Source organism: Brasilonema sennae CENA114, from assembly GCF_006968745.1.
Taxonomy (GTDB): Bacteria; Cyanobacteriota; Cyanobacteriia; order Cyanobacteriales; family Nostocaceae; genus Brasilonema; species Brasilonema sennae.
Window position 1 is genome coordinate 6,296,867 of the sequence record NZ_CP030118.1, and the last position, 13,183, is coordinate 6,310,049.

4 protein-coding genes are annotated in these 13,183 nt (G+C 44.1%); 1 reads left to right on the top strand and 3 read right to left on the bottom strand.

Annotation, left to right across the window (positions count from 1 at the left end):
* Positions 1 to 47 precede the first annotated feature (47 nt).
* The 3 genes from DP114_RS26225 to DP114_RS26235 all read right to left on the bottom strand — a co-directional run bounded on the left by DP114_RS26225 (position 48) and on the right by DP114_RS26235 (position 11,769).
* Positions 48 to 8,285: a non-ribosomal peptide synthetase gene (locus DP114_RS26225; protein WP_171977513.1), complete on the bottom strand. Its 8,238-nt coding sequence runs from the start codon at positions 8,283 to 8,285 to the stop codon at positions 48 to 50.
* Positions 8,286 to 9,680: 1,395 nt separating this feature from the next.
* Positions 9,681 to 10,745, bottom strand: coding sequence for an anthranilate phosphoribosyltransferase family protein (locus tag DP114_RS26230; protein WP_171977514.1), 1,065 nt, complete (start codon positions 10,743 to 10,745; stop codon positions 9,681 to 9,683).
* A gap of 67 nt (positions 10,746 to 10,812) precedes the next feature.
* Positions 10,813 to 11,769 carry a LysR family transcriptional regulator gene (locus DP114_RS26235; protein ID WP_169267183.1) on the bottom strand — a complete coding sequence of 319 codons (957 nt, stop codon included), beginning with the start codon at positions 11,767 to 11,769 and terminating at the stop codon, positions 10,813 to 10,815.
* Between the two features lie 227 nt (positions 11,770 to 11,996).
* Between DP114_RS26235 and DP114_RS26240 the strand changes: the two genes are divergently transcribed.
* The gene (locus DP114_RS26240; protein WP_171977515.1) at positions 11,997 to 13,010 is read left to right on the top strand and encodes a helix-turn-helix transcriptional regulator; all 1,014 of its coding nucleotides are present in this window, start codon (positions 11,997 to 11,999) and stop codon (positions 13,008 to 13,010) included.
* The last annotated feature ends 173 nt before the right edge of the window (positions 13,011 to 13,183 follow it).

A 13,183-nucleotide genomic window follows, 5' to 3' on the forward strand; every position in this document is an offset into this window, starting at 1 on the left:
TGGGGTGAGGTAACGCAGAAATTACAAGTAATTAAGCGGACTTGATGTTAATTGGTTAATTCCGCAGCCTGCGCCTTTTCTAAGCAAAGCTTCAATTGCTCTGCCAATACTTGTACATCGGGTTCATCAAGGAAGGAAAGGTGAGAACCGGGAAGATGATAGACATCTACTCCACCGGTTACCTCGCCCCAACCAAATTGGGGATCATATTTTACACCGACAGCATCGTCCCGATTTTTATCGTCAGTCCGAAACACAGCCATTTGACCAGGATATGGTTTGAAGGTATACTGCTCAATAGCTTGGACATTAGCAGCCATAACATCTAAATGTTCGTCGCCTTCAGGTAAAATTTCCGACTTTTCCAACAAACGCCGATATTTGTCTCGGAGATGGTACGTGCCCCACTCACTCCAGCCCACAAGCTTTTGTTGTAGGTAGGTAGGTCCTTCTTGTATGATATTATTTATGTGCTCAAAAACTCTGAGTACAAAGGGTAATCGTGTCTCAGTACCTGGACGAGAAGTATCAAGCATAGCTAGAACACGGACTTTCTCACCTAGAGAGTGGAGTTGCTGTGCCATTTCATAAGCAATGATACCACCCAAGGAATAACCTCCTAAATAGTAAGGACCATTGGGCTGAATAGTTTGGATTTCTTTAATATAGTGGGCTGCCATGTCTTCAATCCGGGTTAAAGGAGTGTGTTTTCCATCTAACCCTTGTGGTTGTATTCCATAAACTGGTTGATCCGAACCCAGATGTAATGCTAAAGGACGATAACACAAGATTTCTCCACCTAGAGGATGGATACAGAAGAAAGGTCGCTTGGAACCATTTGGTTGAATTGGTACCAAGGATGACCAAAGTGTACCGGATTTGTCATCGCCACGTGCCGTTACCAAAACCTGCTCACCAACTGGTTTTTCTTCTTCAGAATGGAGCATCTCGGCAAGAGCTTCTACTGTACCTGATTGGAAAAGAGTGGATAAGGGAAGTTTTTTGCCGAATTTCTTCTCTATCTGCGCGAATAAGCGTACTGCTAGTAAGGAATGTCCTCCTAAATCAAAGAAGTTAACCGTAACGCCAACTGGTTGGATACCTAAAATTTCTTCCCAAATCTGTGCTATTTGGCGTTCTAACTCATTGCGGGGAGCAACAAAGTCTGCTTCTAATTCTTGCTTGACTGACTCGGGTGCTGGAAGGGCGCGGCGGTTGACTTTGCCGTTAGGAGTGAGGGGTAGAGCTTCTAACAAAAGATAAGCGAATGGTACCATGTATTCAGGTAACCTTTCTCTAAGATAGAGACGCAACTCACTAGTTATAGGTACTGAATCTTGATTGGGAACAATGTAGGCTACTAAGCGTTTATCGCCTGGTACAGCTTCATAAGCTATGACTACAGTTTGGAGTATCGCTGGATGTTGGCTCAGTACAGCCTCTATCTCTCCTAATTCTATGCGGAATCCCCGTACTTTGACTTGGTTATCAATGCGTTCAATGTATTCTATCTTGCCATCAGGCAAGTATCGGGCTAAGTCGCCAGTTTTATAGAGACGTGCTTCCTTTGTCTGGGAAAAGGGGTTGGGGATGAATTTAAGATCAGTCAAGTCTGGACGGTTGAGGTAGCCTCGCGCAAGTCCGTCACCGCCGATGTGTAGTTCGCCAGAGACGCCAATGGGGACTGGCTGCATATGAGAGTCAAGCAGATAAATTTGCGTGTTGGCAATTGGACGTCCAATGGGCACTGTAGCATGAGACAGTTGCGTTGCTTTTACTTCTAACAGAGTTGACCAAATAGTTGTCTCAGTAGGACCGTACATATTCCAAACAACAGCCCCTGTTGCTAATAATTGCCGTGCCAAGTCACTAGATAAAGCCTCACCGCCGGAGAGAATTTTCAACCCAGGAACACCAGCCCATTCAGCAGTAAGCAACATCCGCCAAGTGGCTGGAGTGGCTTGCATCAATGTAGCACCAGCATCAGCAATGAGTTCACTCAGCAAAGAGCCATCGCTCGCCACTTCCCTTGTCGCCAATACAATACGTGCACCAGTGATCAGGGGTAAGTACAGTTCCAAGGCAGCAATGTCAAATGATATTGTTGTCACTGCTAGGAGTACATCCGCCTGTGTTAATCCTGGTTCGCATTGCATGGATGTTAAGAAATTGACTAAAGCACCATGCGGAATTTGTACGCCTTTAGGCTTACCAGTCGAGCCTGATGTATAGATGACGTATGCCAGATTGTCGGCGGTAGCGCTCGGCGCGGGATTTTCTACACTGTGGGTGGCAATGTTTTCCCAATCTGTATCTAAACAGATGACTGTTGTGTCTACGGCAACAGCAAGTGATTTTTTAGTATCAGTTAACAACACTGATACCTGAGAATCAGACAAGATGGAATCTACCCGTTCTTGAGGATATGCCGGATCTAGAGGAACGTATGCTCCACCAGCTTTGAGGATAGCCAAAAGTCCTAGCACCATTTCTATGGAACGCTCTACACAAATTCCCACCAAGACATCTGGTTTTACTCCTAGCTGTTTCAAATAATGCGCTAGTTGATTTGCTCGCTCATTGAGCTGCTTGTAAGTAAGTTGCTCCCTGCCAAAAACTATAGCTACAGCATCCGGTGTCTTCTCTACCTGAGTCTCAAACAATTGATAGATACACGATTGTTTGGAGTAATTTGCCTGAGTGTTATTCCACTGGAGCAAAAGTCGTTGTTCTGGAGCAGTTAGTAACGGAAATTCTGAGATGAAACCATTCGGATTAGCAACAATTGCCTCAAGCAATGTTTGGAAATGCCCACTCATACGGGTAATTGTCGCATCCTCAAACAGGTCAGTGCTGTATTCCCATAACCCCTGTAATCCCTGTTCTGTTTCCTTCATTGACAAAGTCAAATCAAACTGGGATGCAAAATTATCCACTTCTATGGAAGAGATGCTGAGTTCTGGCAATTCCAATGTTTGTTTCGGTGTATTCAGGAAAACAAACATGACCTGAAATATTGGGTGATACGAGAGCGATCGCTCTGGTTGCAGTTCTTCGACCAGTTTTTCAAAGGGCAAGTCTTGGTGGGCGTAGGCACTCAAAGCGATTTCGCGCACCCTTTGTAATAGTTCCTGAAAACTGGGCTTGCCCGACAAATCAGTACGTAGTACAAGGGTATTGGCAAAAAATCCAATTAAGTCTTCAATTTCCGCTAAATTTCGACCAGCAATGGGAGAACCAACAACGATGTCTTCTTGTCTGCTATAGCGGTACAGCTGGATCTGGAATGCTGCCAACAATGTCATGAACAAAGTCACACCCTCTTGTCGTGACAGTGCATGCAGCTGTACACCCAAGCTTTGAGGTAGTACGAAGGATTGTTTTGCACCCCGGTAAGTCTGAATTGGTGGTCTTGGTTTATCCGTGGGCAATTCCAGTACTGGGGTAGCACTTGCTAGCTGCTGTTTCCAATAGTTGAGTTGCTTTTCTAGCACCTCACCAGAGAGCCATTGGCGTTGCCAAACAGCAAAATCAGCATATTGAATCGGCAATTGTGGCAGCGGATTGGGCTTTGCGTTTAAGAACGCTTCGTAGAGAGTTGTCAACTGCTCAAATAAAATGCTCATCGACCAACCATCAGAGGCGATGTGGTGCATAACCAACAGCAAGATGTTTTCTTGTGGGGATAGTTGCAGCAAACTCCCGCGTAGCATTAAATCTGATGTTAGGTTAAAGGGGCGTTGCGCTTCATCTTGTACCAGACGTTCTACAACGGTTGTGCGTTCTGTTTCCGGACAATCTTTCAGGTCAATCACAACCAGTTCTACTGATCTCGGTTGGCAAATGACCTGCACAGGGTTACCATCGGATGCAATGAAGTTGGTTCGTAGTGCTTCGTGGTGGGCGACAATTGCATCTAAAGTCTGTTGCAGCACCGCCACATTGAGGTCGCCTTGCAACTGCAGTGCCTTAGTAATATGATACGCTGACTTACCCGGCTCTAGTTGTTCCAAAAACCATAGTCGCTGTTGCGCAAATGATAAGGGGGCTGGTTCTTGGTTATCCCTTTGAGAAATGGTTTGGTGTTTTCTGGTATCGGTATCCTGATTCTGATTCTGGGCAATGGCTTGAGCTAAACCTTCAATCGTTGGTGTCTCAAACAGCAACTGTAGCGGAATTTCTGCACAGCAAGCTTGGCGAATTCGAGAAATCACTTGCATTGCCAGCAGTGAATGCCCGCCCAACTCAAAAAAGTTGTCATAAATACCCACTTGTGAAACACTCAACACTTCTTGCCAGATGCTAGCAATTTGGCGTTCCAACTCGTTCCTTGGTGCGACTCGCTCAGATGCTTGACCTTGACGACGTTCTGTGGTAAGGAGTTGTTCTCGATCAATTTCACCTGTTGCCAAGAGTGGCATTTCTTCAAGCTGCACAAAATCGCAAGTGGATGGAGTTCCGAAGCGATCGCGCACCTCTAACTCTTGCAACTTGGCTACAGGGACTGAGGCAGTAAAATGGGCAGATAATTTCTGGATACGATAAGATTCTGTCTTAATGTATCGTCGAATCGGACGTTTACTAGCATCAAGTCCCACCAAAAGTTGTGTCTGGTTATGATGCAAAAGAGTGAGCAATGATTGCAATCCCTGCTCACTTGTCATGGCATGGTATCCTCGGGCAAGCGTCAAATCTTTCATTTGGTAGTTGCGGCTCATGCCCACCTCATCCCACATACTCCAGGCAAAGCAATAGCTGTGCAATGAACTCTGACGCTGGTAGTGAGAAAAGGCATCTACAAAACGGTTAGCAGCCGCGTAAGCACCTGCACTAAACCCTCCAAAGAAACTGTTCACTGAAGAAAAGCTGATGAAAACACTGTCTGGCTGGTTCTTGATCAGTTGATGCAGTGTCCATGTGCCGAAAACCTTGGGACGAAGTGTCGCTGCAAAGCTATCCGGCATTTCCTCAAGTAGCAGGCGTCTTGTGGGAATCCCTGCCAAATGGATAACTCCATTTAGCTCGCATTGCCAACTGGCACAACGCTGCTCAACCACCTGCTGCAACTTGGTCAAATCGCAAATATCAACGGCTTCATAAATGACCTCTCCTTCGAGTTGCTCTAAGGATAGATAAGCTCGAATGCGCTCGGAAACAGCATTTTCTTGTTGCAGATGAGTTTCCCATGTACTTCTTTCCGGCAGGGGAGTTCTACCTACCAACAGCAAACGAGCATTATACTGCTTTAAAAGATACTTCGCAATCTCTACACCAACGCCTCCTAGTCCGCCAGATATCAGATACATTCCCCTTGGTTTGAAGGGAAGTTCTTGCTTTTCTTCCTGGCGCAAGTCCACCTTTTCTAGGTAAGGTACTAGACGCTGCCCATTGCGGTAAGCAACTTCTTGCTCTTTCTGAATGACTTGGAGTTCTTGAAGAATGTATGCTGCATTGACTTCGCTGTTTTGCACAGGCAGATCGAGATGACGAGTATCCAACGAGGGCAATTCTGCGGAGATTGTTTTAACAAGTCCTGGTAGGGGCGATCGCTCGCAAGCAATTTTTTCTTCGTTTGAGGTGGCTTGGCTTAAGCTTGCAATTACCTGCAGCCGCACTGGCGTCTGCGAACCTTGAACTTGCTCCAATGCCTGAACTAAGAAAAGCAGACTATAAACTCCTCGCTCTTGTGCCTCCTCTAGCGCTTCCAAGCTAGAAATTTCTCCAGCATACTGGTCATAAGTCCACAAATGTAAGATTTGTTCAATTGGAAGCTTGTTTGTTGCTATTGAGACAAATTCCAGCAGTTGTCGATAGTGGTCAGGATTTTCCGGAGCAATGCGATAGCGGTTATCGGCTAGTTTTGCAAAGTCTGTCCCAGCCTCAACGCTTACATAAGACTGGTTGAGTTTACTTAGCTCGGCGCACAAAACCTCTCCCAAACCCAATGAGTCCAAAAATACCAAAACCAGACCCGTCTGGGGTTTAATGTCTAAAGCAACCGTTTCTTTCCGTCGCCATATTGGGCGGTAAAACCAGTCTGGCAGAGTCTTGTCATTTTCAAGCAAAATATCAACTCGCTTGAGTATAGAATCAAACTCACCAGCTTCAAAGCTCTTTTTGAGTTGCGCGTGCTGAATTTTGCCGATTGATGTCTTAGGTATGACCTCTTTCTCAACTGGAATCAAATAAGCAGGTCTTATTCCTATCTTGCTGACAACCTTCTTACGAATTTCTTTCAGCAGTTCTCCTAATCGGTTATCCTCAGAAATAGAAGTGTGGAAAAAGACAATTAATTCATCAGTATTACTACCAAGTTGTCGAGTGGCACAGGCTGCTGTGTAAGACACTTCCACTCCTGCAACTGCTTCCACCACCTGTTCAATTTCATGAGAATAGTAATTGACACCGTTGATAATAATAATATTTTTTGTCCGCCCTGTAATGGTTAGACGCCCGTTATGCAGAAATCCTAAATCCCCAGTATTAAACCAACCATCCTCAGTGAATACTTCTTGGTTGAGTGCGGGATTTTGATAATAACCTGAGGTGACAGTAGAGCCTTTGACTTGCAGATAGCCAATTGTTTGCTCGTTGACAACTTCCTGATTGTCGTTCACGATGCGAAGGGAAATCCCAGGAATCGGGGAGCCTAATTCTGCAAAGGAAGCATATTGGGGTATTGAGGTGTTTAGCAAATATTCTTCGGAAGAAGTCACACCTGAGGAAGTTTCAGCCATACCCCAAGAAGAATGCATCGCATTATCTCTTAGCCCGTGAGGTGAAAGCAGTTCTCGCACCCTTTGTGCTGTCTGAGGGACAATAGGCTCAGCCGTATTTAGAAAAGACTTGACTGAGGATAAGTTCCAACGCCCCTGCTCGATTTCAATAGCACGTTCGCTCAGCAAAGCAAAAGCAAAATTTGGTGCCCAAGTCGTCGTCACTCGATAACGCTCGATGAGATCCAGCCATTTCAGGATATCTTGCAAAACTATCGCAGTAGGAGCATGGATTTGCTGGCATCCTAAAAAGATACATCTGATGACACACCGAATCAAGGGACCAGGGTGATCCAGGGGTAGCCAGTTCAACGAGATATCTTGGCTTGTGAGATGATTGATTTGGGATGTGCCAGCGACACTGCTTATGATATTACGATGTGTCAGCGTCACTCCCTTGGGCATACCAGTACTACCAGAGGTGAGCAATAATAATGCTAAATCATCTGGCTGGCTCTTGTGCCAATTTTGATCTGGCTCGTGCGAGCGCAAGTCCTCGACTGTCTCAACTTGCAAGTTCTCAAGGTTCAACTGATTAGACAGCGTGCGAATCTGAGGGGCAATGCTACCATTAGTCAGCACTATCGGTTGATTTAAAACAAGACATGCATGTTGTAGCTTTTTGACATTACTGTCGGATGGATCGTTGTAGTTAGATGCGATCGTTATGGGTACTGGGACGAAACCTCCCAAAATACATCCCCAGAATGCCAAAATGAAGTCTTGATATCGGTCTAATTGTAAAATGACTTTGTCTTGAGGCTCAAGACCTAGCTTTCTTAAGCCTCCTAGCAGCCGTTGTGCTTCTTCAAGCAATGCCTCATAAGACTGAATGGTTTCGGAACCGTCAGGGTGGATGTAGACAATTCCTCGCTCTGATGCTTCAATAGCCGCTGTGAGTAGCACTTGGGAAAGATTCTCTGGAGCATCCGTTGGTAACTGTAGCGGTTCACCATGACTGATGGCAATAGAGTCTGACTTCTGTGTGCTGGCTTGAGGAACAATTTTGGTGGGGTGAGGTGTGCTGTCATTAGCAACTTTCCACTCAGGAAGTACATCCAATAGATGCAGCGGCGGGATTTTCTCGTTATCCTCTTGAACCACTACTGCGGCTTGCTCGACTTCGGGGAGCGATCGCACTTGCTCTTCCCATCGCTCTATTAACTCAGAGTCGATCACTTCCAAATTTACTAAAGCTTGTTCGTCTACCACTCCTTGGTCGGTGAGCGGAAGGCTAGATACTTTAACATAATATTTTGGTATTATGGCAGCAGGAAGCACACCTTGCAAGTGGGACTGTAGCTTCTCCAACGAGAATGATCCTCCTGCAACCAGATAGGTAACTAGTTCTGGTTTGGAAGTTTTTCCTTCCCGAACCAGTACCACACAGTCGTCAATCAGCGGATAGCCCAGCACAGCTGCTTCCACGATTTGCTTATCTGTGATATTGTCTGGTAGCTCCTTTTTGGCTGTTGAGAGAACGGCAGTCTTGTTGCTGATATCGTTCATATTTCATCATCCTTTGTTGCGATTACTTAGTCAATAGACATTAACGTAGCCACCCGCCTGTTGAACTTTCCTGTATGAAATCTACCAAAGATTTTAGTTGTAAAATTTGTGCCTTGTACCAGTTATAGTGGAATCATTTTCTCTTCTGCCCTTCTGTGTTTTGCCAGATGACGGACATTATTATACAAATATTTATTTGTATCTAAAAGCATTTTTTTTGCATGTCTTCCTTTTAGCGGCAATCGAGGAGACTTTTTTAGTTGTTCAAAAAGATTTGCGCGCGCTCTTTTTTTTCATTTGGGTCTTCTTTAACTTTTTGGGATTTGATGAACCTTTATCGACTGTCATATGACACATAGAAAAGCTATTTTCAGGAAAATCATAAATTAACTTATAAAATTTTGTTCATTTTGATTCTCACAATTTTCAAAGAAATTTTCAGGAATAACTTGGTAATAAAGATTTTCTTGGCACTATGTTTTAGGAGCATCCCAAATGTTCAAGTTTCTGCCCAATACAGTACAAGCATCTTACTTGCTATCGTACGTGAGCTTTCCGGCTCGCACTACCTTCACACGCATGGGATGTTCCCTACGTTTTTTCTTTATTGGACATCTGGCTTTCTTTTAGTACAGTTTTTGAGCAGTTAGTGATTTGAATGAAATTTCAATGTATATTTAATAACTTCAAGTTAATTCTTGCAATCTTAGGCTTTATCTAATCTGTTACAAGACAAAAAATTGTCGTGTGACAAATCAGTATTTTTGTACAATTCTATCTAACATAATAACCCAAGTTGCTAGTTTTAAAAAAAGCATCGGTATAAGTACAAAATATCCCTTAGCTTTTAGATGGAATCAAAACATAAAGGTGATTTCATTCTTTTCTAATCAACCTGGAAATCCAGTTAGTTACTAATAGCTTAAATCTGTTCAAACCGAATCTTCTTATGACCTTTTTTGAATTTGAGCCCGAAGGGCGAGTGACTTGAAGTCGGTTTTAAGGTACTTCGGATATTAGACAAAAAAAGAAATTTCCGGATGGTTATACGTAGAATGAAATAGCTCTGGCTAAAAACATGGTTTTCATTTTGTCTTAATATACTTTTTACAACTAACTAGCAACAAACCATGCTAATACATAATTTTACGATTTGAAAAATAATTTTAGGTTGTTTTCTAGCTTTTTTCATATAATCTTTATCGTTTCTTTAACAAATCTGACTAGATATACTAATAATAATTGATATTAATTGATTCTGGGTAATTAGAAATTTTCGGTTCACAGTACATTTACACAGACGTTATCAGACAAAATTCCAATCCAGATTAGCTACCAAGTCAAGCTATCCAGTTAAATGCTGGCAACTACAGGAACAATCGTAGTACTGCAGTACTACGATAAAAGGTTTGAAGAAAGTTCTTCTAACTTCTGAGTAACCACATCACTGGTGAATAATTCCTCTGCTTTGGCAATACCCTCACGCATATCTGAACAAATCCCACAACGCCAAAGGTAAAATCCTCCATTCCACAAAGCTGTTTGCATGAGATCTGAGGGTTTACCATTCAATACCCCCTGTATATCGGCAATTAATTCTTCAGTGGTGCCGAGAGGTTCATTTTTTGTCGTAAAGCCGTAATCACGAGGGGACAGGTGTAACCGTTCTATTGATATATTGCCTGTCTCATCCAGTTCTGAAGTTCTGGTTATGCCAATGATAGCAGTGCGATCGCGTGGTAACTCACAGCTTCCCTCCAACCCTTTTACTGTTGTCAATTGAGTCACTCCTCGCAATGCTAGGGTGTTTTGAAACAATTTTTCTGTGGGAGGATGGACAAACCCAGCAATAATATGAGCATTTCCTGCATAAGGACACCAAATGAGTTCCATTGTCGCCAAAGGTGGACGCTTGCCAAGCTGATCACGGTACTCCCAGATACTATTGGTTAACGGGAAATGCTTAGGAGTATAAACAAAACCAAGTCCAGTTTTCTCAAACACTTGCTGGCTTTTCTCTAGTGATAGTCCAGTCCAATCAACTCCTAACCGCTGCCAAATCTCTACCAGTGGTACACCGTACTTTGTGGGGAAACAATCTCCACCGTGCATGATCACTGGTTGTCCGCTTGCTGCTAAAAGCAAAGCCGTTACTGGGCTAATAGGTGCGGTGCGAGTTCTGCCATCATAAGGTATACCTAAAACTATCACTGGTTGTTCCCAGGCGATTGGTTGCAGTTTTGGTCCTAGTTCATCATAAGCATCTAACATTCCAGCGATTTCTTCAGGCGTAGGACGTTTTATACGATGAGCAATTAAAAATGCGCCAATTTGTGCTGGTGTCGCTTCTTTGCGCAGCATCATCTTAGTTGCGGTGGCTGCTTCAGCACGAGTTAAGTTATGTCCAGTATGCTCACCACTAGCTATCTTTTTAAGTAAATCTCTGAATACTGTGCTCATGTTTTTGTCCTTTGTCGTTTGTCAAAAGTCAAATGACAAACGACAGATGACTCATGACTTATAACGGCTAACAAGCCGACTTTGTAAAAGAGTGCAATTGCGGTGGTACATTGTCCCTAACCAACTGCCAAAAATGCTTGATAGGAGGAATTTGAAGACGGTCTTGAGTCGTCACCATAACAACCTGCCGAGTCAAACTAGAACTATCAGATGAAGAACCATTACTATTACTGTTGCAGGCTAGGGGACGAACTGCAAGGGTAGAGTCAATACGTGCTTCAACTAATGCCGACTGTGGTAGCATAGCCACAAGTTCCCCTTGGCGCACGACTCCTCGAAAAGCATCTAGAGTATTGACTTCTAAAGCCGCATGCAGTCTAGCTTCTAACCGTTCAAATCTATCTTGTATGAGGCGTTGCATCCCATAACCATCCTTAAACACGACTTGCGGATAACGAGTCAGCTCCAACCAAGGAATGTGTTCATATTCTGCTAACGGATGGTTTTTTGCAACTAAAACTTCTATTGGTTCATCATACAGCACTTCTACTAGCATTTCTTTGCCAGTGCATAAGAAGCGATTATTCATGACGATTGCCAAATCTACGAGTCCATCTTTGAGGACTTTTAAGGCGCGATCACTTCCCAGCGACGTCACCCGCAATTGGACTTGTGGATAATCATGACAAAATTTTTGCAAAACTGGTGGTAGGTAATAAGCACAGAGTGAGTGAATTGCTGCAACACAAAGTTCTGGCTGCTTTCCTGCCAATAAATCAGCGATTTCTTGTGTAGCACTTTGCCACTCTTGGCATATTTTTTGAGCACGAGGTAGCAAGCGTTCACCCGCTAGTGTCAGCTTTGCTTGACTTGTTCTGTGGAAGAGTTCCAACCCCAAATCTTCTTCTAGTGCCTGAATTTGCCGACTAACAGTCGATTGGGTGACACCGCGTTTTCGTGATGCACCTTGAAAGCTTCCAGTTTCTGCGATCGCCAGAAAGGCTTGCAACTGCTCTAGTCGCATCTTGATGTAGCCTGAAGTACACTTATGGCAATATTTAAGTTATCGTACTTTCGGGCGCAAATTAGTACTGGTTGTTACCGATGATTTTTGCTGAGGAATTTTTTGACAAGTTTTTTACTCAACGGTTTTTATCCTCATATTATTTGGCATCAGCAAAATAAAAGAATATTTCAATAAGAGTCATGAACTGTTAATTTGGCTCTGCTGTCAATTGCTGGGGCATCCCTATGACGATTACGATAACGCATCAAGCTTATAAAGACCTGTGGGAGAAAATCAAGGAAACGACCAGGCACTGTGATCCATCTGACCCGTTAGATGTAATTTGGAAATATCCTCAACAGCTTGGACACGGATATATTCGGTGCATTGAACTACGTGAAGGGTTGGAGGTAGAAATTTTTGATTGTCGTTTGCGCAATCGCCTCATCCTCGAACTACCCGAACGCCTTGACTGGCTGAAATTCCACTTTCACCTCTTTGGGCAGCATGAAGATAAGCACACAAATGTTGGCAATAAAGAATACGCAGTCTACGGCAGTGGTCTTGCTCCCAAAGAAAGGAATGACGGTCCAGAACAACGGGCGCTGGAAGTGACGGTGTTGATTCATCCTGACACCCTATGTTCCTTTATTAGCAACCCAACTGGGCAATTGCCAACCGGACTCCAGCAGCTGATCCGACCGATTGAGCAGGAATGTTATACTCGTGTGGCAACAGTCACGTCTGCGATGGAAACTGTCCTGTGGCAAATCCTACGCTGTCCTTACCGGGGCATCCCCAAGCGAATATTTCTGGAGAGTAAAGCTTTGGAGTTGGTCAGTCTGGTGCTGGATCAGGAAATTGAAATTCACACAGGCGATGATCCCACTATCATCCAACCCCTCAAGCCCGGAACCCTGGATCGGATTCATTACGCCCAAACCCTGTTGCAAAAAAACTTGCACAATCCGCCTTCTTTGGTAAACTTAGCACAGCAAGCAAAGCTTAATGAGTGTACACTCAAGCGCGGATTTCGTCAAGTCTTTGGCACTACAGTGTTTGGTTATCTGCATAACTATCGCTTAGAACAGGCGCGTCAACTATTGGCAATAGGAGATATGAAGGTGGCAGAAGTAGCCGAGACGGTAGGCTTTGCCAGCCGCAGCTACTTTGCTATATCGTTCAAAAAGAAGTTCGGGCTTAACCCAAAAGACTATCAGCAGCAAAACGGCTCTGTTTACCAATCGCCCTCACCCTAAATCCCTCTCCCAAAGTTGGGAGAGGGACTTTTCAAATAACTCCACAAGCTCATCTTCTGTCATCCCAGTATCAGCAAGCAGACGTTCGATTTACGCAACTCTGGAGGCGATTGCGTACGGCAGAGCTACGCTTAACGCGCAATATCCCCATAGTTTTGGGAAATCACCCTGTA

Bases quoted from the DNA above. Each gene is read 5' to 3' on its own strand.
- DP114_RS26230 (WP_171977514.1), bottom strand. From the start codon at position 10,745: ATGAGCACAGTATTCAGAGATTTACTTAAAAAGATAGCTAGTGGTGAG.
- DP114_RS26240 (WP_171977515.1), top strand. From the start codon at position 11,997: ATGACGATTACGATAACGCATCAAGCTTATAAAGACCTGTGGGAGAAA.
- DP114_RS26225 (WP_171977513.1), bottom strand. From the start codon at position 8,285: ATGAACGATATCAGCAACAAGACTGCCGTTCTCTCAACAGCCAAAAAG.
- DP114_RS26235 (WP_169267183.1), bottom strand. From the start codon at position 11,769: ATGCGACTAGAGCAGTTGCAAGCCTTTCTGGCGATCGCAGAAACTGGA.